Raw genomic sequence first — 21,864 nt, 5'->3', positions numbered from 1 at the left:
AATTTCTGCTTCAATTTTTGAATACCACGGTGCCTGATGGACAGCAGCACTGCGATGAAGGCCAGTACATAAAATAAATAGGCATAAATTGTACGCCAAAAGGTGGCGCAACGTGTATCGCTATCGATTTGATTTCCTTGTTCCAAACACCATCATTGTTGCTCGCACGTACCTCAAAGACATAATCCCCAGGATCCAAATTCGTGTAATAGGCGCTATTTTCCTTTCCGTTACGAATCCAGTTTTTGTCGAAACCCACAAGGCGGTACTCATATTGGTTATCTTCCGGCACGGTAAGGTTTAGTGCCGCAAAAGAAATAGAAAAATTCTGTTTATACTTCAGGTTGATCCGATCGGCAGTCAACAGAGACTGTTGTATTGGACCTTTTTCGCTAGGCTGAATGACCACATTGTCAATTTTTAGGTCGGTCAGTGCGACTTTGGCCGGATTGCTGTTGGTTTTTAAATGAGCGGGATAAAAATGGTTAAACCCCTTCTGTCCGCCAAAGTAAATTTCTCCGTCATCCATTTTTAACGATGCCCCGAGCATAAAGGCACCTTCTTGCAATCCGACTGCATTTGAATAATTCTTAAACTTATTTTGTGCTGGAGAATAACAACTCAAACCTTTGTTCGTTGAAAACCAAATCCGGCCTCTATCGTCTTCGATAATGCTCTGGATGGCACCATTCGCGAGTCCATCTTTCTCGGAAAGCGTCTCAAATACTGATTTTCCTTTTCGCAGCAGACCGACCCCATTACCGTTTGTTCCGACCCACAAATTCCCTTTTTTATCCGTATGTATAGCTAATATATAATTGCTTGGAAGCTTATTTTTTGCTTTATCATAACCTGTCGTCCGTTGTTTCAAAGGATCGTACATCAGCAGTCCCGAGCCATAGGTACCTATCCACATGTTATGATCCTGATCTTCCGCCAGCGCACGTATAAAATTCCCCGGCAGCTCGATCCCATCGTCTGACTGCTCTTCGCGCTTGTATTTTTGACAATTCCGCTCCCCTTCTGGATGATGTTCACGCCGCCGCCGTTTGTCCCGACCCAGGTATTTCCCCGAAAGTCAACTTTCAAACAAAAATATCGTTATTATTCAAGTTGTCTGTTCTACTGCCGACAGTGTATCTTTTGAGGTTTCCAGAAGGAGATCATAACAGATCAGTCCCTGTTGATAGGTGCCGATCCAAAGCTGGTCCAGGTTTCTTTCCAAGGTCAGCACCGTGAGATCTTTAGGCAGGTTGGCAGAAAGCGCAACAGGCGACAATCGATCCGTAGTGCGATCGTATTTCCAAATGCCACCACCGTCCACGCCTAAAAACACCTTATTTTGGTAGGCTGCAAACGAGGTCACTATGGCTGGATCGCCGGTCATACCTTCCAGGAAATCCAGGCTTTTTAAGCTAAATTGACTTAAATTGGTGTCGAATTTATTTAAGCCGCCCTGAAAGGTACCTATCCAGTAGATTCCACTGTTGTCCTTAAAAATAGAACGTATCGATTTATGGGAAAGGCTATGCACATTACTTGGGTCGGGCTTAAAGGTCCGAATGGTAAAATCACTGGTATTAAGGACATCAAGGCCATTGTCCGTTCCGATCCATAGGTCCTGCTTTTGGTTGTAACACAAGGTATAAATGCGTGGACTGCTCAAAGAACCTTTTCCGGCTCCAAATTTATTGAACTGCGTATCGCCCGGATTCAAATATTTAAGTCCGAGCATAGACCCGATCCAGATTCTACCCCGATCATCTTCGACAATGGAAGTAACTTCAATCCCATTCCCATAACCTTCCTGTTCCGAAAGAACTTCAAAACGTTTGATGGTCTTTAAATCTGCTGCGATACGAAAAATTCCGTTCTCCGATGATACCCACATGTTGTTGTGCCGATCACGAAAGACGCAGCCCGTTACTTTGCCGGCAAACGTTTCCACAATACGTCGATAGGTCGGATCCATCTTTTTTGTAGATCATTGACATCCAGGATATACAGCGCACCATAGGACGCGATCCAGATATTTCCATTTGCGTCCTGATCAATTGCGTTAATTGCCGTGCTGAGCCATTTACCATCGGGTGTAAGATTATACGAGCGGATGCGGTCCGCTTCCCGATCATAATAACTTAATCCGCCGCCATTTGTACCAATCCATATTCTGCCCTTCCTGTCTTCACTTAAGGCCGAGATATGGTTTGCCATTAAACTGTTCGCTTTATTGGCATCATAGCGATAGACATTGTAATGACGCCCGTCGAAGCGGTTCAGCCCATCCTCTGTCCCCAGCCAAAGAAAACCATAGCTATCGCGATAGATACTATAGATGGTATTGGAAGAAAGTCCGTCTTTTGAAGTATAGCGCTGAAATGTTACAGGCTTGTTTTGCCCATAGGAAAATAAGGTTAGCAACATCCAGCTTAATGCCAGTAAAATCCGTATCATATCTTTAGGTATATTATCCAACCCCAAAAACTTGAGGTGAACTGTCAACTAAATTATCAAATTAATCCCGACCAAACTAGTCTGCACAAGGATTTACACGCTATTGGCAGTCATTTTTGACATTCTTATCCTTCATTTAAACATTCTTGCTATCCGTACGAATTTACATTGGCTAGCTTTGGTCTACAATTATAAACGCTTTGAAAGGCATCTCCTCTTATGGGGAAATTGTGTCTCAGTGATGCAACCGGTTGCGATGCAATTAAGATCGGGAAAATAAACCAATTATTAAACAAAAATATGATAGCACAGAACAGTCCCTAAATGACGGTTCATTTTTGCCAAATGAACCGCGCGAACACAGGTATTATTATACCTAACCAGTTCAAGAAAAATTAACCAATCATTCTTCAACCTATTTATCAATCAACATGCGATGATGATTATATGTACACTCACACAAGTAAGGCATTGGAAAAAGCTATGGGGTATAGCTAAACCGTTCACTTTACTGCTGTTCCTGCTTTATGCGGGACAAGCAACACTCTATGCCCAGGCCAAGCGGCCGATCACGGGCGTTGTCGTCGATAGTAACCACAAAAAAGTGAGCGGCGCTTCCATTAGGGTAAAAGGCACATCATTGGCCACGGTAACCGACGACAACGGAGCTTTTATGATCCAGGTACCGGAAGCTAATCATTTGTTGACGGTTTCCAAGCTGGGATACGGCCAATTGGAAGTCGATATCCACAATAAGAACAGCGTAGAAATAGTGCTGAGCGATAAGACCATCGAAATCGAAGAAACGGTGGTAGTCGGTTATGGCCGCCAGAAAAAGGAAACCGTTGTTGGCGCTATCGCGCAGACTTCAGGCAAAATTCTGGAACGCGCGGGCGGTGTCTCCAGTGTAGGGGCTGCATTGACCGGCAACGTGCCGGGGTGATTACCACGGCAAGTACAGGAATGCCCGGAGAGGAAGATCCCGTATTGTGATCCGTGGGCGTAGCACCTGGAATAATACAGACCCCTTAGTCATGGTCGATGGTGTGGAACGCCCACTATCTGCGGTTGACATCAGTTCCATTGAAACCGTCTCAGTACTCAAAGACGCCTCGGCAACGGCCGTTTATGGCGTCAGAGGGCAACGGCGTTATTTTGATCACCACCAAGCGGGGTAGAGAAGGCCAAATGCTGATACGTGGTACCGTCAATAACATCGTTAAGACCGTTTCCCAGCTTCCGGGTAAAATGGATTCCTACGATGCACTGCTGCTGCGCAATAAAGTCATTGCGTATGAACTGGGCATCAACCCGGCCAGTTGGGCCGATTATACACCGCAGGATATCATCAATAAATACCGTTTCCCGGCCGACCAAACCGAAAGAGAACGTTATGTAAATACCGACTGGGCAAAAGAGCTTTTTAGAAGCCAGGCATTTTCGCAAAATAGCAGTGTGAATATTGCAGGCGGCACCCCTTTGTCAAATATTTTGCCAATGCGGATTACCTCTACGAGGGCGATATGTTCCGCCAGTTTGAAAATGCCAGGGTTATAAAGCCGGCTATGGTTTTAACCGGCTCAATGTACGTTCGAATCTGGATTTCCAGCTGACGCCAACAACCAAATTTTCAACAAATCTCGCGGGTTCACGTGCTGTCCGCAAAAGTCCATTTGGTGGTGGCAATAATTACTCCTATTGGATTGCAGCCTACACCGTAGCGCCGGACGTTATCTATCCACGTTATTCCGATGGCACCTGGGGATTTAATGCGCCAAACCCAAATGCCGGAATAAACTCTGCCCGTGTACTGGCCATCAGTGGAACGGAGTATACGACTACAAGCCGCATTACCACAGATTTTACGCTCGAGCAAGACCTTAAATTTTTAGCAAAAGGACTGAATGTTCGTGGAACGCTGTCGCTGGACAACACTTTTGTTGAAGCCAACCGTGGTATCAACGACGCAAATAACAACACCCAAAGCAAGTGGATAGATCCCAAAACCGGACTTCCGACCTACCAGATCCCTTTCGATGGCACCAATAGATTTGATTTTGTGGAAGGCATCGACTGGACCACAGGAGCAGGATTTGTCGACGACAGACTCACGTACAGAAGGTTATTTTATCAGTTGCAATTGAATTACGCAACGACCATTGCTCAGCAGCACAATATTTCGGCGATGGGGCTAGTCAACCGCAATCAATACGGAAGAGGGAGCACCGTCCCTTCCTATCGCGAAGACTGGGTATTCCGCACGACCTACAACTATAAAAACAAATATATGCTCGAGTATAATGGCGCATATACCGGATCGGAGAAATTCGCCCCGAAAACAGATTTGCCTTTTTAATTCTGGTGGTGTCGGCTGGTTAGTTTCGGAAGAAGAGTTTATGAAACCGTTATCTTTTTGAACACTTTAAAGCTGCGTGGCTCCTATGGGGATATCGGCGACGATAGTGGTGGTGGACAATTTCTCTATTTAACCCAATGGGCTTACGGCGGTACTTCAGGAATGGGTGTCGACGGTCGTTTTTCCTACTCCGATGGAAATACCAGTCCATACATCTGGTATAAAGAAAATGTGCTTGGCAACCCAAATATCCGCTGGGAAAAGTGAAGAAGTTAAACTTTGGCGTGGACTTCGGACTGTTTAACGGACAGATTTCCGGAAAGGTAGACTTTTTCAAGGATCATCGGACGAACGTGCTGATCACGGGGGCGGAAGGTCCATCCCCTCCTATTTCGGCGTGGAAGCCCCAACGGCCAACCTCGGAGAGGTAGAAAATAAAGGTTACGAGGTCGAACTGAAATTCAATAAACAACTCAACCCCGATTGGCGGATATGGGCCGATATCAATTTTACCCATGCCAAGGATAAAGTCATCAATGCCGATGCTCCTGAGTTGCTGCCCGAATATCAAAAACCGGACAACAAACAGGTGAGTCAAACCTATTCCTATGTCAGCTCCGGATATTACAATACCTGGGATGAACTTTATGGCAGCACCATACACGAAAGCAATGACCTTGCTAAGCTTCCCGGCAATTATCACATACTGGATTATAACGCTGATGGTATTATCGATGCCAAGGACAATATCCCCTATGCCTTTCCTCCGTTCCACAAAACACCTACAATTGTACGGTTGGCTTTGACTGGAAGAATTTTAGTGTTATGACGCAATGGTATGCTGTCAACAATGTCACCCGTCAGGTTGTCTTCAATAGTTTCTCGGGGCAACTTAATTTGGCCTACGATGAGGGATCCTACTGGTCAAAAGACAATATCAATGCCGATGTGCCACTCCCACGATGGCTATCACAATCGAGCAGCTACGCACCTGGCAACAGGTATATGTTTGACGGCTCATATATTCGGTTGAAGACAGCAGAAATTGCTTACAATTTCAATCGCGAATCCGGCGTAATCAAGCGCCTGGGGCTTCAAAATCTGCGCCTGTTCCTGAATGGCAACAACCTGGTCTTTTGGTCGAAAATGCCGGATGACCGGGAATCCAATTATGCCGGCACAGGTTGGGCTTCCCAAGGCGCTTATCCTACGGTAAAGCGGTTTAATCTAGGTGCAAACATTACTTTTTAAAGCAATTAGACAGATGAAAAAATATTTCAAGGTAATTTTTATAACGGTGTGCTGTGGTCCTCTACATCATTACTCTCCTGCAATAAATATCTAGATAAAGAGGAACAGTCCAATGTATCATCCAAAGAAGCATTTAAAAACTTTATCAACTTCCAGGGCTATACAGAAGAACTGTATAACTGCGTGGTCAATTTCAGCAACAACTACTGGACCAACTCATGGAACTGGGGCGAGGATGAAATAACCTCCACAGCCAACAATTTTCATTTCGTAAACAAGATCGATCAAGGCAATTTTTGGGGTTGGCAAAGGGAATTCGACGGTTGGGGTGCTGGTTGGATGGATCAGGGTGATTTTACCACCAGAAACGACGATGTATTTGCCAATCGTGCCTTCCGAGATCTATGGAGCGCCGCCTGGTTTGGGCTCCGTAAGATAAGCCTGGGCTTAGAAAATATCGATAAACTGACCGAAGCAACGCAGGAAGAAAAGAACCTGATCAAGGGACAACTTTTATTTTTCCGCGGCTGGTTTCACCACCGACTGATGGAATATTTTGGCGGTATGCCCTACATCAATTATGTACTTCCCAGCGACCAAAAGCTCCGCCTGCCCAGACTTAGCTACCAGGCCTGTGCGGATCTTGCCGCGGCCGATTTTAGGAAGCGGCCAACCTCCTACCGATTGATTGGGACAATACAACCGCTGGACAGCGTACATTAGGTAAAAACCAGCTGCGCATCAACAAAATCATGGCACTGGCCTATCTTGGCAAAAACTACCTTTGGGCGGGAAGTCCACTGATGAATTTTCAGTCTACCGGAAGTAAAACCTATCAGGCCGATTATTGCAAAAAAGCGGCCCAGGCCTTTGGCGAATTGCTGTCCCTTGTGGAGAGCGGCCAGACAAATTATGCGCTGGTACCCTGGCCAATATCCATTTAAATTTTTATACCACAGGGCAAAACTGGGCCATGCCAGGCAGTACAGAGGCCATATTCAGGGGCCTTATATTGATGCATGGGTTTCTAACTGGGGAACGAGCAAGCAATATATTCCACTGGAGGTTGGAGATGGGGACCTTAAGTTTAACCCAACGGCAAATTACGTCGATTACTATGGCATGAAAAGCGGCCTGCCGATCAAGGACATAACCCAGTCCGATGCAGAGTCGGGATACAATGCCGAATATCCCTGGAAAGATCGGGATCCGCGCTTTTATAAAGACATTATTTTTGACGGGACAAAAGTCGTTCAGGGAAATATGTCGGCATCCGAAGAAAAAACCGCTACGCTAATCTATTCACGGGCGGAAGCTATCGGGATACCCGCACCGGCAGCCAGACGGGCTACGTCTTGCGCAAATTTATCCCTTTAACATCCAATAAATATGATCAGGCCTATAGTTACGGTACCAATCTTCATATTTACGTTCCTTACATGCGCCTTGCGGATGTCTATCTGATGTATGCCGAATCTGCCCTGATGGCTTCCAATTCGGCCATGGGCAAAGCAGACAATTATGGCAAAACAGCAGTTGACGCAATCAACATTGTACGCGACCGCGCCGGTGTGGGCCATGTCGATAGCAAATTTCTCAGCTCCGCAGCCGCCCTGCTCCCTGAGCTCCGCCGCGAACGCGCGGTGGAACTTGCCTTCGAAGGCCACCGCTTTAATGATCTGCGCCGCTGGTTGTTATTGACCGAAGCGCCTTACACCTTAAAGAAAGCAGTTTCCTTTGATCGAGCAGGCCTGTTTAACAACCAGGATCCATCTCAAAATCGTGTCGTCAATATCCAAGAGCATATCATTTTGGAGCGCAAATTCACGAGCAAACATTACTGGTTGCCACTAAAGGTCAGAGATGTCAATATGTATCCCGAGTTCTATCAGAACCCAGGCTGGTAACAAGTTTTTCATTTAACCATTCAAAAATGAAGTACAAAAAATTAACGATAGCACTATGTCTTGATTAAGCTGGATCGCCACCACCGAAGCAATGGCCAAAACATCCCTTGATCCAAGCCCTGGACAAACTAAAAATATATTCCGGACATTTTTGACAGCCGCAGCTCCGGACAGTAGCGGCATAGACAGTACGGCACTTGTACAGGTCGCATTCCGCAAAGTCCAGAAAAAGATCTCATGGGCAATGTGCAGACCATTAATATCCCGCAATTGCTCGACAAGAGCTACAATACCCACAGCCTGGAAAATCTAGATGCCTTTCTTCCCGGTTATAACGGGAATATCTGGGGATGAACGGTTATCTGGTCTTAGTGGATGGATTTCCGCGCGATGCCAATAATGTTATGCCTACCGAGATCGAGCAGATCAGTGTGCTAAAAGGAGTCAATGCCATTGCACTCTATGGTAGCCGGGCAGCCAAAGGTGTGATCAGCATCAGCACCAAGCGCGGGAAAGCTGGCGGTCAGCAGGTTAAAATCAGGGCCAATGCTGGTGTCAATACGGCAATCAGTTATCCAAAATACCTGGGCTCAGCAGAGTATATGACATTGTATAATGAAGCCCGCCAAAATGATGGGCTAAGCCCACTTTACAGTGCCGAAACGATCTATCAGCACGCAGCCGGGACAAACCCCTTTCGTTACCCCAATGTCGATTATTACGCATCGGACTATATCAAAGACCATTATAACCGCTATGATGCGACAGCCGAAATTTCGGGGGCAATCAGCGGGCGCAGTACTATACCAACTTTGGTTTTTGGTCCGAAGGAGCCATGCTCAATTTTGGACAGGCCAAGAAAAATGGTGGTGCCAATCGATTTAATATGCGTGGCAATATTGATGTCAAAGTCAGCGATATCATCTCATTGAATGTAGATGCAGCAGCCAGCTTCTATATTTCCAAGGGGTGAATGCAAACTATTGGGAGGCTGCGGCCAACATTCGACCACACCGCTTCTCGCCACTCATCCCGATCGATATGATCGAGGAAGGCGATGTCAACTCGATGGTATATGTCAACAACAGTAATTTTCTGATCGATGGCAAATACCTGCTGGGGAAGTCAGCTGGACCAGACCAACGCCTTTGCAAATGTCTATGCCGGTGGCACCAACCGTTACCTCAACCGGCAGTTTCAATTTAATACAGGTTTGAATTTTGACTTAAAAATATCCTGGAAGGCCTGGTTTTCAAAACCAACCTCGCCGTGGACTATCAGTCCAATTACAATCAGTCCTACAACAACAATTATGCGGTATATCAAGCTTCATGGAACAACTATGATGGAAAAGATCGGATCAGTGGCCTCACAAAATATGGTGATGACCGCATATCGGGTATCCAAAATATCAGCAATAGCAGTTATCGGCAGACCATCGGGCTCAATGGCTCCCTGAATTTTAATCGCACGTATGATAGCAAGCACCATGTGTCGGCAATCCTATTGGCCAATGCCTTTCAGATCGCTACCTCCGGTAGCTACCATAAACTCAGCAATGCCAACTTAGGGCTACAGTTAGGCTACAACTATTCAGGTAAATATTATGTTGACTTTAGTAGCGCCTATAGCCATTCAGCGAAATTGCCCGCGGGAAACAGGCAGGCCCTCTCCCCGACACTGGCTCTTGCCTGGCGCCTGTCAAAGAAAACTTTCTCGCCAACAGTACTGTTGTCAATGAGCTAAGATTGTCCGCTTCGGCAGGGATTTTAAACACCGACCTGGACATCAGCGATTATTTCCTGTATCAGGGCTATTATACCTACAACAATGGAGCCTGGTATAGCTGGGCGGATGGCGCATTGGTACACTCTTTTGACCGACGTAGAGGTGACAATCCAAACATGAAATTCCCAAAACGCAAGGAATTTAACCTCAGTCTTGAAGGCGGACTTTACCATAACCTGATCACCTTCAATACATCTTACTTTTTTAACCGCATGAGCGGCGGTTTGGTACAAGCGGAAACGCAATATCCGATGTATTTTATGACCGGTTGGCCCGTTTACTCGGATCTTCCCTACATCAATTACAACAGTGACGAACGCCGGGGTCGACTTTGGTGTCAATCTGAACAAGCAGATAAACCAAACTTTTGTGTCCCTGGGGTTCAACGGTATGTACTATACGACGAAGGCCGTAAAAGGGATGAGCTCTATCAGTTTAGCTATCAAAATAGAGCCGGAAAACCGCTCGACGCACTTTGGGGATTACAGCATGATGGTTTTTATAGCAGCCAGTCCGACATAGACAATTCGGCCTTTTCTTCATTTGGTGAGGTAAAACCCGGTGATGTGAAATATAAAGACCAAAATGGGGACGGCACCATCGATACGCGCGACGAAGTCTACCTGGGTAAAGGCGGATGGGCCGGATCACCACTGACACTCGGACTCAACCTGACGGTCAAATGGAACAACCTTACCCTATTCGCTGCCGCTACAGGTCAGTTTGGTGCCAAGGCCATGAAAAACAGTTCCTACTTTTGGGTAGATGCGGAGGATAAATATTCGGTGCTCGTCCGCGACCGCTGGACAGAGTCTACCAAAGAGACTGCCACTTATCCGCGCCTGACCACCTTCAACAGTGATAACAATTTTCGAAGCTCCGACTTTTGGCTCTATAAAACCGATCGCATCAACCTGTCCAAAGTGCAGCTTTCCTACGATTTCCCCAGACGAATACTCAGTTCCAAATTTATCCATGAATTAGGTATTTACGCCAACGGATCCAATCTGTTGATGATTGCAAAGGAAAAAGAAACCATGCAACTGAATGTTGGACAAGCGCCTCAAACCCGATTCTTCAACGTCGGCCTAAAGGCGCTATTTTAATCATGAATAGTAAAAATGAGAATGATGAAAAAATACTAACCCTAGCTATCCTGAGCAGCCTGTTATTTTCCTCCTGCGAAGATATGTTTGAGCCGGCTCTAGAGAATAACCTTGAAATTGAAACGGCCAATAGCCGGCCTTTATACGCCCAGGGACTGCTTTTAAACGGATATAACCGGATTCCGGGCAATAGCTACAGCTTTGATGAGGTCGCGACAGACAATGCGGTGAGCAACGATAAGAACAATACTTTTCTAAAAACGGCAACCGGACAGTGGACAAGCATCAACAACCCTTTCGACCAATGGCGCAACAGCTATGCTGCCATACAGTATCTGAACAATTTTCTGTCCTTAACAGATCAGGTCGAATGGGCCATGGAACCGAAAGTCAGCGTCCTGTTCAACGACCGAATGAAGGGCGAAGCCTATGGCCTCCGTGCGCTGTTTATGTTCCATCTGTTACAGGCGCATGGCGGCAGGTCAAGCACAGGAGAAATACTGGGCGTACCGATCCATTTAACTCCCGAGACCGTCAATTCGGATTTCAATCAACCTCGTGCATCATTTGAAGCCTGTATGCAACAGTTGTACGATGATATCAAAAAGGCGGAGGAGCTATTGCCGATGGATTATGAAAATATCAGCAATGATAGCCAGGTTCCGGTCAAATATGCCGGATCCGTAAATGCCAACGATTACAATCGCGTATTTGGCTCCACGTTCAAATTACGGATGACCAAACGCATCGCACAGGCTATCCGTGCCAGGGCAGCGCTATTAGCCGCAAGTCCGGCCTATAGTGAAGGCAGTAAAACGACCTGGGAGCAAGCCGCGACCTATGCGGGACAGGTCATCCAGGCCAAAGGCGGTGCAAGTGGTATCGACCCCAAAGGGTTTACCTGGTACAATAAAGAGGTGGTCGACGGCTTAACCTCCGGATCCAATCCAGCCGAAATCCTTTGGCGCACCGACAAAGGAAATAGCAATAGCATGGAGCAAGACCATTTTCCGCCTACCTTATTTGGCAGAGGCCGGCTCAACCCCACGCAGAACCTGGTCGATGCCTTCCCCATGGAGAATGGCTATCCCATTAGCTATGCCAATTCGGCCTACAATAAAGCCAATCCTTACGATAAGCGGGATCCCCGATTGAAGGCCTATATTATTGTCAATGGTGCCACAGCAGGTGTCAGCAATACAGCGATCAATACCACAGCCAATAGTCCGACAAATGACGGCCTGAACAAAGTCGAAACTTCCACACGCACGGGTTATTACCTGAAAAAACTCCTGCGTCAGGATGTCAACCTCAACCCTTCCTCATCTACCCAGCAAATGCATTTCAATGCCCGTATACGCATGACGGAAATGTATCTGGCCTATGCCGAGGCAGCCAATGAGGCTTGGGACCTACAGGCATGGGGACTTTTACCTTCTCCGCCTACGATATGATCAAAGCGATCCGCCGGCGTGCAGGTGTAGGCAGCAACAATGGCGATCCCTACCTGGAACAGGTCAAAAACAATAAAGATCAAATGCGGCAGCTGATCCGGAACGAACGCCGGCTGGAGCTTTGCTTTGAAGGATTCCGCTTCTGGGATCTCCGCCGCTGGAAAATGGATATCAATGTCAGCGCAAAGGGAATGAGTATCAGCAATAACAGCTATACCGAAATACCTGTAGAGAATAGACTCTATGAAGCCTATATGAATTACGGCCCAATCCCCTACAGTGAGGTACTTAAATACAGCAATCTTGTACAAAATACAGGCTGGAATTAAACTTAACATGCACACGATGAAAAAGATCAGTATCCTTTACGCGATGGCTTTAGTAAGCCTGGCGTCCTGCAAAAATAACGACTGGGAGTTCCCAGATTTTGAATTTCAATCGGTATACTTCGCTTACCAGACCCCCATCAGAACAGTAACCCTGGGCGAAGACATCTTCGACAATAGCCTCGACAACCAACATAAGGTCAAGGTTATGGCGACCACGGCTGGCGTGTATAACAACAAGAAAGATATTCGTATCGACTTCGTTGTCGACAACAGTCTCACACATGGACTCAGCTACTCCAATGGGCAGGCCGTGACCGCATTGCCTGACAATTATTATCGGCTGGCAAGCAACCAGATCAGCATCCCGAGCGGTAGCCTCACAGGTGGTGTTGAGGTGCAGCTGACCGACGCGTTTTTTGCCGACCCCAAATCCCTGGAGACCTATTACGTCCTCCCGCTAAGGATGACAAAAGTTGCCAACGCCGATTCCATCCTCTCCGGTAAAACTTCCTACAGACAGCCCATAGGGCTATTGCTTCCGACTGGGATGTCGCGCCAAAAGATTTTATCTTTTATGCCCTCAAATATATCAATCCCTGGCATGGCAATTATCTGCGCCGGGGTACCGACCAGATTGTTGGCAAAGGGGCCAACAGCAACTTGACTAAAGATGTTGTCCGACACCAGGCCTATGTCGAAAAAGACGAAGTCAAAAATGTCAGCACTGCAGCACTTAACAAATCGGTCTTGCCCCTATCTTTTAAGGGAGCTGGTGATGTCAATATCAATGTCAACCTGAACCTAACTTTTAAGGAGGACAATACCTGTAGCATCAGCTCGGCCAGTGCCGGCATATCCGCTACTGGAAGTGGAAAGTTTGTCAAACGGGGCGAAAAAAACAGCTGGGGCAATGCCGACCGGGATGCACTTTATCTAGCCTATACAATCGATATGGCACAAATGAGCATCAGCAGTAAGGACACCCTCGTGATGCGGGACAGGGCGGTGAAAATGGAAACTTTACGCCCGTCAAAAAGTAATAGCAATTCAATCATGAACAACGATGAAAAAATCAATAAAACGCTCGTTATCCTATTTTCATTCGGCACCGTCTGGAGTTCCTGTTCCAAATATCAAGCCCTGGAATATGCTGTCGGAAAACCGGAGAAAGTGCTGGCGCAGGAAGATATAAATGCCTACAATCCCTAAAAAGCTATTTGGACAAACAGGCAAACCCCGGTTTTAAGCTTGGTGTAGCGCTCAATATGAATGATTACTTTAACAAAGGGGTGCTCTACCGACTGGCCAACCGTAATTTTGAGGAGATGGTCATGGGTTATGAAATGAAACATGGTTCCATTGTGCAGGCCGATGGAAGCCTTAACCTGGCACGTGTCGAGCAGCTGATCAAGGCGGCACAGGAAAACAACATGGCATTATATGGCCATACGCTGTGCTGGCATTCGGGACAGCATGGCGCCTACCTGAATAAGTTAATCGCGCCTGTGGTTATACCAGGCTCGGACGGGCCGGCCCTCGCCGGACATGCCTTAAAAATGAGCAACCCTGCTGTCGTCAATGCCTGGGAAGCACAGACAGCCACAGACATTAACCCGACGGAAATAGAAAAGAATATGTATTGAAGATTGTGGCCCGGGGCAGCAAAGCGGGTAATATTGAATTGATCTGCAGAGCACCTCCAATTATTCCGGCGACAATATGGGGTCATTGGCTTTAACAACAAGCTACAAAGCGTACGAACTTAAAGTGACGGCAACCGCAGCGCGTAACCGTTTTATCATCAATTTTGGCCAATACGATGGCACCATTTTCATTGATAAGGTTGTGCTGACAAAAACAGGCAGTTCGGCAAGCCTTATTGCCAACAGTGATTTTGAAAACAATATTGACGGCTGGTTTGGCTGGGGAAACAATTCCACCAGGGCACAGTCCGCCGATGGCGAAGGTTATGGCAGCCCTGGGGTAGCACGATCGAGAAAACAGCTGCCGAGAAAGAAGCCATACTCAGTAAAGCGCTGGAAACATTTATTGCCGGTATGCTTGAGAAAACGAAAGCTTATATCAAAGCCTGGGATGTGGTCAATGAACCCATGTCCGACTGGCCGGACCAATATGCCCTAAAAACGGGAGTCGGCAAAAGCGATCTGGCGGATGATGAATTCTACTGGCAGGATTACTTAGGTAAGGATTATGCCGTGAAAGCCTTCCAGTTTGCCCGCAAATATGGCAACGCCAATGATCTCCTATTCATCAATGACTATGGCTTAGAAGGCAGTGGCAACAAATGCAAAGGACTCATCGCCTATGTCAGCTACATCGAAAGCAAAGGCGCTAAAGTGGATGGGATCGGCACCCAGATGCACATCGATATCCATACCAGCAAAGATAACATCGTGAGTATGTTCAATCTATTGGCCGCCACGGGCAAGCTGATCAAAGTATCTGAGCTTGATATTGGCCTGGGAGATGGCATCAAAACCAGCAATGCGACCGCTGAAATGTATCAGAAACAGGCTGACCTGTACAAATTTGTCGTCGAGAAATACCGCGAGATCATTCCCAAGGATAAACAGTACGGTATCACCCTATGGAGCCCCTTGGATAGTCCAGATCAGGAAAGTTCATTCTGGCGGCGCGGGGAACCGATCGGATTATGGACTGAAGGATTTGTCCGAAAGCCCGCCTACCAGGCTGTTGCTGAGGCCTTGTCCGCTATAAAATAAGATCATTAATCACCTTTTAAATAGTTAAATTATGAGAACAAACAACAAGTGGTTACTGCTGGTCTTTTTATTCGCTATTTTTTCCAGCTGTTCGCGGCTGGAAGAAAAAATGCTGACCAGTGAATCCGAAAGAAGTCTTAAGGGCAATATCTCCGCGCAAGCGGTGACAAACTGGCCAAGGCCGACGCCGACCCTACATGTAGGCGGAAAGTACCTCAAAGACCCCTGTGACAATAACATTGTCCTGCATGGGGTAGCCATTACGCCCAGCCCTTGGTTCAATGGTTGCCAGTATGGCGCCAACTCAGGTTACTGCACTTGGGACAACTACAATGTGCAGGGCGCGCTCAATTATAACAAGGCGGTCATGGACAAGCTCAGCAGCGCCGCCGACGGCTGGCACCTCAATTATATCCGTCTGCACATTGATCCTTACTGGACCAATGATCCGGGAGCGCCCATTCCCGAAGACGATATCTCCAGGTTCAACTACAACCGCCTGGTTACCTACACCGATCAGGTCATTATCCCCTTGATCAACCATGCCCGCAGCCGGGGTATGTATGTCATCTTGCGCCCTCCGGGTGTATGTCCGCACCGTATCGCGGTCAATGATGCCTATCATACTTATCTCAAGACCGTCTGGACTTTCCTATCGCAGCACGCTGCCCTGAAAAATGCAGACAATGTGATGTTTGAGCTGGCCAATGAACCGGTTGAGATCCTGGGGACAAACGGTACCTGGGGAATGACGGGCAACGAACATTTTGCTGCATTGAAAAATTTCTTTCAGCCCCTGGTCAATATCATCCGTAACAACGGGGCCAATAATGTCTGTTGGATACCTGGCACCGGTTGGCAGTCCCATTACCAAGGCTACGTCAACAATCAGATTTCCGGTGGCAACATCGGCTACGCCGTGCATATCTATCCGGGATACTGGGGTGGTGTCAATACCTATCAAGCTTTTCAGAATGCCTGGAATACCAATGTCAAACCTATTGCTGACATCGCTCCGATCGCCATTACCGAGACCGACTGGGCGCCACAGGGATACGGCACCTTCGGTACCGGAACCACGGGTACAGCGGGTGGCAATGGTTTTGGCGCCAATCTAAAATATATCGTCGATCAGTCCGGCAATGTAAGCTGGAACCTGCTCGCTCCGGACAATCTGCTTCACAAAGGAGATCCCAATGCCGGCACCGCCTATAACAACGATTGGGAGGCCTGCGCAGCTCCTGCAAAACAGTGGTTTCAGCAATATGCCACCTCCAATTACCCCATGTCTAACTGCACCGTCACTAGCCTAGTGAATAATGGGGTTTACGAAATCGAATTTCAGACCGATGTCAACAAAGTACTTGATTTGAAATCAGGGGAAGATGCCAACGGCGCAGTACTCCGACCCTGGACCCGAAATAGCGCAAATGCACAGCGCTGGGTAGCCATCGATGCGGGCAATGGGTACTGGCGCTTTGTTTCCAAAGCAAGCGCCAGTAATCGCTGTATTGACCTGGCGAGTAACAGCAACGCGCTCGGAACTGCCATCCGGCTCTGGCAAAATTATGGCAATGATGCGCAGGCCTGGAAGGTCACCGCTGTAGCCAATGGCTATTATAAAATTACCTCAAAGGTCGATGCCACACGCGGTTGGGATGTACCCAACTGTACCATGGATGGCAACTCCAATCTGCATCTTTGGGATTACTACGGTACATCCTGTCAATTGTTTAAATTCAAATTTATAGCGATGAATTAAAGGTTATCTTTTCGCGGTAAGCAAGCTTACCGCGAAATAGCTTAATTTTAAAAACATGAAAACCTTCACCATGCGACAAATACATTTTAAAGTCCTGCTATTGCTCATCATGGCATGCAATTTTTCGGGTACAGCCAGCTTTGCCCAAGACAAGAACTTCCATATTTACCTTTGTTTTGGGCAATCCAATATGGAGGGACATGGCCAATTCGAAGCCCAGGACACGACCTCCATCGAACGGTTCCAGGTACTGTCGGCAGTAGACTGTCCCGACCTAGGGCGGCGGTATGGCCAATGGTCTCCCGCCCGGGCACCGCTTACACGCTGCCACACCGGACTTACACCTGCAGATTATTTTGGCCGAACGCTTGTTGAAAATCTTCCCAAAAATATTGAGGTCGGTATCATCAATGTTTCGGTAGGCGGCTGCCATATTCAATTGTTTGATCAGGACAGCAGCGCGAGCTACGTCGCAAAGGCACCGGAGTGGATGAAATCCATGCTTGCTGCATATGACAACAATCCCTATGGAAGACTTGTGGCCCTAGCCAGGATAGCTCAGCAGAAGGGTGTTATCAAAGGGATTTTGCTTCATCAGGGTGAGTCCAATACCGGCGATCGCCAATGGCCCGATAAAGTGAAAAAGTCTATGAAAACCTCTTAGATGATTTACAGCTGAAAGCCCAAGATGTCCCGCTGCTTGCCGGCGAACTCCTATCGGCCGAAGCTGGAGGGAAATGCGCTAGCATGAACAGCATTATCCAGACCCTGCCAGCTACGATACCCACCGCCCATATCATCTCCTCCGTAGGTTGTGAAGGTATTGGCGACGGACTGCACTTCAGCCCTGCGGGGTACCGACAGCTGGGCAAGAATTATGCAGCAAGCATGCTTAGATTGCTGCAGAAAAATAAAGCGTAAACGCTGCAGACCGTTAGGTGCAGGCAAAATGAGGATCAGTCAAAAAACAACATAGCAACTACAGGTCGTTAGGCGATTTCTAACACAGTAGCTATGTTGTTCTGAATAAAATGATCCGGCAGGGTGACTTCCAGCATACCATCAAGCTGTCTATATCCTATTTTATCAGTGCTTCCGAGCAGGCGAATAGATTTAATTGCCCGGGAATTGGCAGCCGAACGGCCCAGGGACTTAATTGTAATTTGTTTTTCGGCCGTTGTTCCCATAATAAAGGCATACAGGATATTTCCTCTTGTCGTAAAACGGACATCATCACTGGTAAAAGCTTTACCTTTTCCTTCATTGAAGCCCTGCACACTCAGTGAAGGAGCGTCCTCTTGTGCTGGTCCCTCGCCAAAAATATGCCAAGGCCGGGTCCCAATAAGGGCCTCTTTATGTACCGTCATCCAATTTCCAATGCCCTTTACCACTTCCTTCGCTTTATCGTCGATAGAACCATCGCCGCGTAAGGGCACGCTCAAGAGTAAATTACCATTTTTACTGACCACATCAATCAACATATGAATAACGGTTTTGGCCGATTTATACTGATTATTATCGTAAATCCGGCGATCATAATGCCAGGAACCTATGCAAGTGCAGGTCTGCCAGGGCTGAGGTTCAATCGTATTGCTCTGACCCCGTTCGATATCCCATACCAGGCATTTCCGTTGCTGTTCATTCAGGATTTTACCGTTGATGACCACATCGACTTTACCCTTATTCGCCTGCATGCTCTTATTGTAAAAATCGGCCGCAATCTCCAGTCCAACATTGCTGATAGGATAAAGCGGTAGTACCGTATCGTCAAAGTAAACCATGTCAGGCTTGTAGTTGTCCATCAGTTCCAGCGTACGCGCTTTAAAATTTTCACAGTACGCTTTGGTCGGGATACTCACGCCGGAGGCGACATCCCAATGCCACTGCCGATGAACCGTGTTGTCGTCTTTGCTATCTAAACTAGGCTCATGATCCTGAGCGTAGAGCTCCTGTGGATCGTAATCTGCCCACCATTTTCCGGCGCCATCTTTCTTTGTCAACTTCCCGTCGTAAGGTACTCCGGCAAACTTTCCGGCTTTATCACTTCGTTGCGCCGTTTCGTACCAGGTCCAGGCATGCGCTGCGTGAACGCTCACACCAAATTTGAGTCCTCTTTTTTTAGCAGCACGCTCCCAGCCGCCAACAATATCTTTTCTAGGGCCAAGGTTGACACTATTCCATGAATGGTGGCTGCTGCGATAAAGATCCAGATTATCATGATGATTGGCCAGGGCCATAAAATACTGGGCACCGGCATTTTTATAGAGCTCCATCAGCTCTTCCGGATTCCAATTTTCGGCTTTCCATTGATGGATTACATCCTTGAAACCAAAAACGGAAGGATGGCCATATTTTTCGAGATGATACCGGTATTGATCTGATCCTTCTTGATACATGCCGCGTGCATACCAGTCGCCCCTTTCAGGCTGGCACTGTGGCCCCCAATGTGCCCATATACCAAATTTGGCATCCCTGAACCAATCAGGTACCTGATAGTTTTCAAGTGAGCGCCAGTCGGGATGAAATGGAGCTTTCCCAAGATACGCATAGGCAGCGCTAAATTTACCAAGAAAAAGGGTCGGAATAGTTGCCCCGAGAAACTTAATAGCTGTTCTTCTGTTCATTGTATGATGATTTTTCGATCAAGATGCCAGGCTCCAAACCTGCCCGACAAAGAGATTCGGTTTATAATTTGTTATTTTCTTGAATACCAAAAGTAAATGTTTTGAACCTTTTCATTCGACTGCGCTTCAAAAAGGTGCCCTTAGAAAGGGCACCTCCACCTAACACTACCTACGAATAACTAAAAACATACATTTCCTGGATCAATTGTTCATGTCATTGCCTTTCAGATTTTTATTATTGTCCAATTCGGACTGTGGAAAAGGATAATACATCGCTTTGACAGACCAGCCGCCTTTTTTCAAGGGTTCCAGCCAGCTTGGATTGGCCATCCCCATCTTAAGAGGTCAAAATACCGTTGATATTCACCCAAGAATTCAACAAATCGCTCATGCGCGATAATATTTTTGACCGTATTTAAAGGACACCATTTTTGACCAAACCCTGCACGATCAATCCGTCTACGTCGGGGATTGTCCCATTGGATTTTGATACCATAGGTGTGGCTGCTCATCGGGAACGATATTATTGGCTCGCTTGCGCACCAAGTTGATGTATTGCTTTGCTCCGGCGATATCGCCACGTTCGTTGAGACATTCGGCATAGAGCAGCAGCACATCGCTATAGCGAAAAATACGATCGTTGTTGCCATTATCAAAATCCGCGATCTGCACATCCGGACAATATTTACGGGTGCCAAAGTAATCTTTATTGGTCGCCAGGTTTTTCATCCAGTCCGCATAGTCCGTGACCTTACCATCCAATTGCGTAAACTTTGCACCATTCTCGCACCATAAGGTCATATATTTCCGGGGTCTCCATCTTCAAATTCATCGTGGGCCATTTTATTGGGGGCCAGATTCCACCAGGCACCACCCGTTCCGTCAAACATGCCAATTTCCTGCCAGCGCCATGAACTCGATATATCGTCCCCAGCCAGCCCGGTCCATTGTAGAGTTGCACCTCAAAAACAGACTCCTGATTATTCTCTTTTGTTTCCAGAAAATTATCCCTGTATGAGGACATCAACTGATACTCCTTGCTATCAATCACGCTTTTCAACTGGATCTCGGCATTGGCAAAATCCGCTGCCTGTCCTTTTGCGAGGATGGGTTTATACAAATAAGTTTTGGCCAGGTAAGCCTGGGCAGCACCTTTGGTGGCCCTACCGATCATTTTGCTATCGGCGTAGAGCGCTGCCCGTGTTGGCAACAATTCCGATGCTTTCTTAAAATCATCCACGATCAGCGCATACACGGCACCCGCCGCTGCGTTGCCCGGATAATAATCTTCATTGGTTTCAACAGGTTTGCTGATCAGTGGAATGGTTTCCCCAAACAGCATGCCCAGGTGCAAATAGTTCAGCGCCCGCAGAAAATACGCTTCTCCCAACAGTCTATTCTTTCTATTCTGGTCTATTTCACCCTCAAACTTCTGAATACGGTCGATGGCTAAATTTGCCGCAAATACCCCGTTCCAAAAATCTCTCCAGGTCTGGGCGGCCATCCCGTCACTTGCAGGTGTATTGTAGGTATCCTGATACATGGGTTCCCATTTGAAGGTATGATTGTAATCATCCCCGGGAGCCAAAAGTTCATAATACAAACTACGTGCATATCCCCCTGCGTACGGCCGATCAGAGCCTGATAGGCCGGTATGACCGCATTTTCCAATTGATCTGCTGTTTTATAATACGTGTCCGTCGACAATTCCTGCGGGTTGGAGAGATCCAGATTCGGTTTGCAGCCCGAAAACTGGATCAACAAGGCAGCAGCTGCTAGTTTTATATAGTGTCTATTCATGATGTCGATTAAAGGATTAGAATGTAAGTTGAATACCCATAAAATACTCTCTCGAATTTGGGAAGCTGAGTCCCCATGGCGTTTGCCCATCGATGCCTCGGCTCAGGTTGGAGCGGGTATCGCCCGACCCCACTTCGGGATCATAACCCGAGTACTTGGTAAAGGTCAGTAGGTTTTTTGCACCAACATAAAACCGCAAACGGTCGATCTTCCAGCGTTCGAGCCTCTGCCCAGAAAAAACTGTAACCAATGTTGAGGACTTTAAGCCGCAGATAAGAACCATCTTCCA

Annotated in this window: 34 protein-coding genes and 1 pseudogene; 24 read left to right on the top strand and 11 right to left on the bottom strand. The window is 47.1% G+C overall.

What is annotated here, in order from left to right:
- Positions 1-10: 10 nt before the first annotated feature.
- The 3 genes from KUH03_RS43015 to KUH03_RS43005 all read right to left on the bottom strand — a co-directional run bounded on the left by KUH03_RS43015 (position 11) and on the right by KUH03_RS43005 (position 2,454).
- Positions 11-964, bottom strand: a complete 954-nt coding sequence (locus KUH03_RS43015) for a triple tyrosine motif-containing protein (protein ID WP_257097870.1) — start codon at positions 962-964, stop codon at positions 11-13.
- A 144-nt stretch (positions 965-1,108) separates the two neighbouring features.
- On the bottom strand, positions 1,109-1,972 hold the full coding sequence (locus KUH03_RS43010; protein WP_257090697.1) for a two-component regulator propeller domain-containing protein: 864 nt from the start codon (positions 1,970-1,972) through the stop codon (positions 1,109-1,111).
- Positions 1,924-2,454, bottom strand: a complete 531-nt coding sequence (locus KUH03_RS43005) for a two-component regulator propeller domain-containing protein (RefSeq protein WP_257090696.1) — start codon at positions 2,452-2,454, stop codon at positions 1,924-1,926. The genes KUH03_RS43010 and KUH03_RS43005 overlap by 49 nt, the downstream gene beginning before the upstream one ends.
- 436 nt (positions 2,455-2,890) lie before the next feature.
- Here KUH03_RS43005 and KUH03_RS43000 point away from each other — a divergent pair, with 436 nt between their 5' ends.
- From KUH03_RS43000 to KUH03_RS42990, 3 genes are read left to right on the top strand one after another with little or no spacing between them, the layout of a single operon-like run.
- A complete protein-coding gene (locus tag KUH03_RS43000) occupies positions 2,891-3,397 on the top strand; it encodes a carboxypeptidase-like regulatory domain-containing protein (protein ID WP_257090695.1) in 507 nt (168 codons plus the stop codon).
- A gap of 46 nt (positions 3,398-3,443) precedes the next feature.
- A complete protein-coding gene (locus tag KUH03_RS42995) occupies positions 3,444-3,632 on the top strand; it encodes a TonB-dependent receptor plug domain-containing protein (RefSeq protein ID WP_257090694.1) in 189 nt (62 codons plus the stop codon).
- A gap of 10 nt (positions 3,633-3,642) precedes the next feature.
- Positions 3,643-4,011, top strand: coding sequence for a hypothetical protein (locus KUH03_RS42990; RefSeq protein WP_257090693.1), 369 nt, complete (start codon positions 3,643-3,645; stop codon positions 4,009-4,011).
- A 91-nt stretch (positions 4,012-4,102) separates the two neighbouring features.
- Here the strand turns inward: KUH03_RS42990 and KUH03_RS42985 are convergent, their stop codons facing one another.
- On the bottom strand, positions 4,103-4,330 hold the full coding sequence (locus KUH03_RS42985; RefSeq protein ID WP_257090692.1) for a hypothetical protein: 228 nt from the start codon (positions 4,328-4,330) through the stop codon (positions 4,103-4,105).
- 183 nt (positions 4,331-4,513) lie between these two features.
- Here KUH03_RS42985 and KUH03_RS42980 point away from each other — a divergent pair, with 183 nt between their 5' ends.
- The 8 genes from KUH03_RS42980 (at position 4,514) to KUH03_RS42945 (ending at position 7,968) form a co-directional block, all read left to right on the top strand.
- Positions 4,514-4,810 (top strand): hypothetical protein, encoded by a 297-nt coding sequence (locus tag KUH03_RS42980; RefSeq protein ID WP_257090691.1) that lies wholly within the window; start codon positions 4,514-4,516, stop codon positions 4,808-4,810.
- Positions 4,811-4,867: 57 nt separating this feature from the next.
- Positions 4,868-5,077, top strand: coding sequence for a hypothetical protein (locus KUH03_RS42975; RefSeq protein WP_257090690.1), 210 nt, complete (start codon positions 4,868-4,870; stop codon positions 5,075-5,077).
- Positions 5,078-5,207: 130 nt separating this feature from the next.
- The gene (locus KUH03_RS42970; protein ID WP_257090689.1) at positions 5,208-5,639 is read left to right on the top strand and encodes a TonB-dependent receptor; all 432 of its coding nucleotides are present in this window, start codon (positions 5,208-5,210) and stop codon (positions 5,637-5,639) included.
- Complete coding sequence (locus tag KUH03_RS42965) at positions 5,636-6,061, top strand: hypothetical protein (protein WP_257090688.1); 426 nt, start codon at positions 5,636-5,638, stop codon at positions 6,059-6,061. Before KUH03_RS42970 ends, KUH03_RS42965 begins: the two co-directional genes overlap by 4 nt.
- 48 nt (positions 6,062-6,109) lie before the next feature.
- Positions 6,110-6,784 (top strand): RagB/SusD family nutrient uptake outer membrane protein, encoded by a 675-nt coding sequence (locus KUH03_RS42960; protein WP_257090687.1) that lies wholly within the window; start codon positions 6,110-6,112, stop codon positions 6,782-6,784.
- Between the two features lie 29 nt (positions 6,785-6,813).
- Positions 6,814-7,005, top strand: coding sequence for a hypothetical protein (locus KUH03_RS42955; RefSeq protein ID WP_257090686.1), 192 nt, complete (start codon positions 6,814-6,816; stop codon positions 7,003-7,005).
- Entirely contained in the window at positions 6,974-7,438 is a 465-nt protein-coding gene (locus KUH03_RS42950) for a RagB/SusD family nutrient uptake outer membrane protein (RefSeq protein ID WP_257090685.1), read from the top strand. Before KUH03_RS42955 ends, KUH03_RS42950 begins: the two co-directional genes overlap by 32 nt.
- Positions 7,417-7,968, top strand: coding sequence for a RagB/SusD family nutrient uptake outer membrane protein (locus KUH03_RS42945; protein WP_257090684.1), 552 nt, complete (start codon positions 7,417-7,419; stop codon positions 7,966-7,968). Before KUH03_RS42950 ends, KUH03_RS42945 begins: the two co-directional genes overlap by 22 nt.
- Positions 7,969-7,980: 12 nt before the next feature.
- Here KUH03_RS42945 and KUH03_RS42940 read toward each other — a convergent pair whose 3' ends face one another.
- A complete protein-coding gene (locus KUH03_RS42940) occupies positions 7,981-8,265 on the bottom strand; it encodes a hypothetical protein (protein ID WP_257090683.1) in 285 nt (94 codons plus the stop codon).
- Positions 8,266-8,318: 53 nt separating this feature from the next.
- Here KUH03_RS42940 and KUH03_RS42935 point away from each other — a divergent pair, with 53 nt between their 5' ends.
- The 13 genes and pseudogenes from KUH03_RS42935 to KUH03_RS42875 all read left to right on the top strand — a co-directional run bounded on the left by KUH03_RS42935 (position 8,319) and on the right by KUH03_RS42875 (position 18,072).
- Positions 8,319-8,900, top strand: coding sequence for a TonB-dependent receptor plug domain-containing protein (locus KUH03_RS42935; protein ID WP_257090682.1), 582 nt, complete (start codon positions 8,319-8,321; stop codon positions 8,898-8,900).
- 109 nt (positions 8,901-9,009) lie between these two features.
- Positions 9,010-9,174 (top strand): hypothetical protein, encoded by a 165-nt coding sequence (locus tag KUH03_RS42930; protein ID WP_257090681.1) that lies wholly within the window; start codon positions 9,010-9,012, stop codon positions 9,172-9,174.
- Between the two features lie 63 nt (positions 9,175-9,237).
- On the top strand, positions 9,238-9,714 hold the full coding sequence (locus tag KUH03_RS42925) for a hypothetical protein (RefSeq protein ID WP_257090680.1): 477 nt from the start codon (positions 9,238-9,240) through the stop codon (positions 9,712-9,714).
- Positions 9,715-9,716: 2 nt separating this feature from the next.
- A complete protein-coding gene (locus KUH03_RS42920; protein WP_257090679.1) occupies positions 9,717-10,862 on the top strand; it encodes a hypothetical protein in 1,146 nt (381 codons plus the stop codon).
- 2 nt (positions 10,863-10,864) lie between these two features.
- Entirely contained in the window at positions 10,865-12,316 is a 1,452-nt protein-coding gene (locus KUH03_RS42915) for a RagB/SusD family nutrient uptake outer membrane protein (protein WP_257090678.1), read from the top strand.
- On the top strand, positions 12,283-12,645 hold the full coding sequence (locus tag KUH03_RS42910) for a RagB/SusD family nutrient uptake outer membrane protein (RefSeq protein ID WP_257090677.1): 363 nt from the start codon (positions 12,283-12,285) through the stop codon (positions 12,643-12,645). Before KUH03_RS42915 ends, KUH03_RS42910 begins: the two co-directional genes overlap by 34 nt.
- Complete coding sequence (locus KUH03_RS42905) at positions 12,596-13,309, top strand: DUF1735 domain-containing protein (protein ID WP_257090676.1); 714 nt, start codon at positions 12,596-12,598, stop codon at positions 13,307-13,309. The genes KUH03_RS42910 and KUH03_RS42905 overlap by 50 nt, the downstream gene beginning before the upstream one ends.
- On the top strand, positions 13,213-13,854 hold the full coding sequence (locus KUH03_RS42900; RefSeq protein WP_306429898.1) for a DUF5627 domain-containing protein: 642 nt from the start codon (positions 13,213-13,215) through the stop codon (positions 13,852-13,854). The genes KUH03_RS42905 and KUH03_RS42900 overlap by 97 nt, the downstream gene beginning before the upstream one ends.
- Before the next feature lie 8 nt (positions 13,855-13,862).
- The gene (locus tag KUH03_RS42895; RefSeq protein ID WP_257090675.1) at positions 13,863-14,288 is read left to right on the top strand and encodes an endo-1,4-beta-xylanase; all 426 of its coding nucleotides are present in this window, start codon (positions 13,863-13,865) and stop codon (positions 14,286-14,288) included.
- Between the two features lie 76 nt (positions 14,289-14,364).
- Positions 14,365-14,787 carry a hypothetical protein gene (locus KUH03_RS42890; protein WP_257090674.1) on the top strand — a complete coding sequence of 141 codons (423 nt, stop codon included), beginning with the start codon at positions 14,365-14,367 and terminating at the stop codon, positions 14,785-14,787.
- A complete protein-coding gene (locus tag KUH03_RS42885; protein WP_257097867.1) occupies positions 14,682-15,389 on the top strand; it encodes an endo-1,4-beta-xylanase in 708 nt (235 codons plus the stop codon). The genes KUH03_RS42890 and KUH03_RS42885 overlap by 106 nt, the downstream gene beginning before the upstream one ends.
- Before the next feature lie 31 nt (positions 15,390-15,420).
- Positions 15,421-17,151, top strand: a complete 1,731-nt coding sequence (locus tag KUH03_RS42880; protein WP_257090673.1) for an RICIN domain-containing protein — start codon at positions 15,421-15,423, stop codon at positions 17,149-17,151.
- A gap of 55 nt (positions 17,152-17,206) precedes the next feature.
- Positions 17,207-18,072 (top strand): annotated as a pseudogene (locus KUH03_RS42875) (sialate O-acetylesterase).
- 68 nt (positions 18,073-18,140) lie between these two features.
- Here KUH03_RS42875 and KUH03_RS42870 read toward each other — a convergent pair.
- The 6 genes from KUH03_RS42870 to KUH03_RS42845 all read right to left on the bottom strand — a co-directional run bounded on the left by KUH03_RS42870 (position 18,141) and on the right by KUH03_RS42845 (position 21,825).
- Positions 18,141-19,775 (bottom strand): alpha-L-fucosidase, encoded by a 1,635-nt coding sequence (locus KUH03_RS42870; RefSeq protein ID WP_257090672.1) that lies wholly within the window; start codon positions 19,773-19,775, stop codon positions 18,141-18,143.
- Positions 19,776-19,976: 201 nt separating this feature from the next.
- Positions 19,977-20,105 carry a hypothetical protein gene (locus tag KUH03_RS42865; protein WP_257098102.1) on the bottom strand — a complete coding sequence of 43 codons (129 nt, stop codon included), beginning with the start codon at positions 20,103-20,105 and terminating at the stop codon, positions 19,977-19,979.
- A complete protein-coding gene (locus KUH03_RS42860) occupies positions 20,075-20,287 on the bottom strand; it encodes a RagB/SusD family nutrient uptake outer membrane protein (RefSeq protein ID WP_257090671.1) in 213 nt (70 codons plus the stop codon). Before KUH03_RS42860 ends, KUH03_RS42865 begins: the two co-directional genes overlap by 31 nt.
- Positions 20,235-20,537, bottom strand: coding sequence for a RagB/SusD family nutrient uptake outer membrane protein (locus tag KUH03_RS42855; protein WP_257090670.1), 303 nt, complete (start codon positions 20,535-20,537; stop codon positions 20,235-20,237). Before KUH03_RS42855 ends, KUH03_RS42860 begins: the two co-directional genes overlap by 53 nt.
- On the bottom strand, positions 20,527-21,378 hold the full coding sequence (locus KUH03_RS42850) for a RagB/SusD family nutrient uptake outer membrane protein (protein WP_257090669.1): 852 nt from the start codon (positions 21,376-21,378) through the stop codon (positions 20,527-20,529). Before KUH03_RS42850 ends, KUH03_RS42855 begins: the two co-directional genes overlap by 11 nt.
- A 213-nt stretch (positions 21,379-21,591) precedes the next feature.
- Positions 21,592-21,825 carry a hypothetical protein gene (locus tag KUH03_RS42845; protein WP_257090668.1) on the bottom strand — a complete coding sequence of 78 codons (234 nt, stop codon included), beginning with the start codon at positions 21,823-21,825 and terminating at the stop codon, positions 21,592-21,594.
- Positions 21,826-21,864 lie beyond the last annotated feature (39 nt).

Origin of the sequence: Sphingobacterium sp. E70 (genome assembly GCF_019285695.1) — a bacterium.
GTDB classification, from domain to species: Bacteria; Bacteroidota; Bacteroidia; order Sphingobacteriales; family Sphingobacteriaceae; genus Sphingobacterium; species Sphingobacterium detergens.
Note: the sequence above shows the minus strand (reverse complement) of the source record. Positions and strands in the feature narration are given on the sequence as shown.

Coding starts and splice junctions, on each gene's coding strand:
- KUH03_RS42990 (WP_257090693.1), top strand. CDS start 3,643: ATGCTGATACGTGGTACCGTCAATAACATCGTTAAGACCGTTTCCCAG.
- KUH03_RS42955 (WP_257090686.1), top strand. CDS start 6,814: ATGGCACTGGCCTATCTTGGCAAAAACTACCTTTGGGCGGGAAGTCCA.
- KUH03_RS42880 (WP_257090673.1), top strand. CDS start 15,421: ATGAGAACAAACAACAAGTGGTTACTGCTGGTCTTTTTATTCGCTATT.
- KUH03_RS43010 (WP_257090697.1), bottom strand. CDS start 1,972: ATGGATCCGACCTATCGACGTATTGTGGAAACGTTTGCCGGCAAAGTA.
- KUH03_RS42865 (WP_257098102.1), bottom strand. CDS start 20,105: ATGGCCAATCCAAGCTGGCTGGAACCCTTGAAAAAAGGCGGCTGGTCT.
- KUH03_RS42870 (WP_257090672.1), bottom strand. CDS start 19,775: ATGAACAGAAGAACAGCTATTAAGTTTCTCGGGGCAACTATTCCGACC.
- KUH03_RS42965 (WP_257090688.1), top strand. CDS start 5,636: ATGACGCAATGGTATGCTGTCAACAATGTCACCCGTCAGGTTGTCTTC.
- KUH03_RS42950 (WP_257090685.1), top strand. CDS start 6,974: ATGCGCTGGTACCCTGGCCAATATCCATTTAAATTTTTATACCACAGG.
- KUH03_RS42890 (WP_257090674.1), top strand. CDS start 14,365: ATGGGGTCATTGGCTTTAACAACAAGCTACAAAGCGTACGAACTTAAA.
- KUH03_RS42910 (WP_257090677.1), top strand. CDS start 12,283: ATGGGGACTTTTACCTTCTCCGCCTACGATATGATCAAAGCGATCCGC.
- KUH03_RS42860 (WP_257090671.1), bottom strand. CDS start 20,287: ATGAGCAGCCACACCTATGGTATCAAAATCCAATGGGACAATCCCCGA.
- KUH03_RS42930 (WP_257090681.1), top strand. CDS start 9,010: ATGATCGAGGAAGGCGATGTCAACTCGATGGTATATGTCAACAACAGT.
- KUH03_RS43000 (WP_257090695.1), top strand. CDS start 2,891: ATGATGATTATATGTACACTCACACAAGTAAGGCATTGGAAAAAGCTA.
- KUH03_RS43005 (WP_257090696.1), bottom strand. CDS start 2,454: ATGATACGGATTTTACTGGCATTAAGCTGGATGTTGCTAACCTTATTT.
- KUH03_RS42935 (WP_257090682.1), top strand. CDS start 8,319: ATGAACGGTTATCTGGTCTTAGTGGATGGATTTCCGCGCGATGCCAAT.
- KUH03_RS42915 (WP_257090678.1), top strand. CDS start 10,865: ATGAATAGTAAAAATGAGAATGATGAAAAAATACTAACCCTAGCTATC.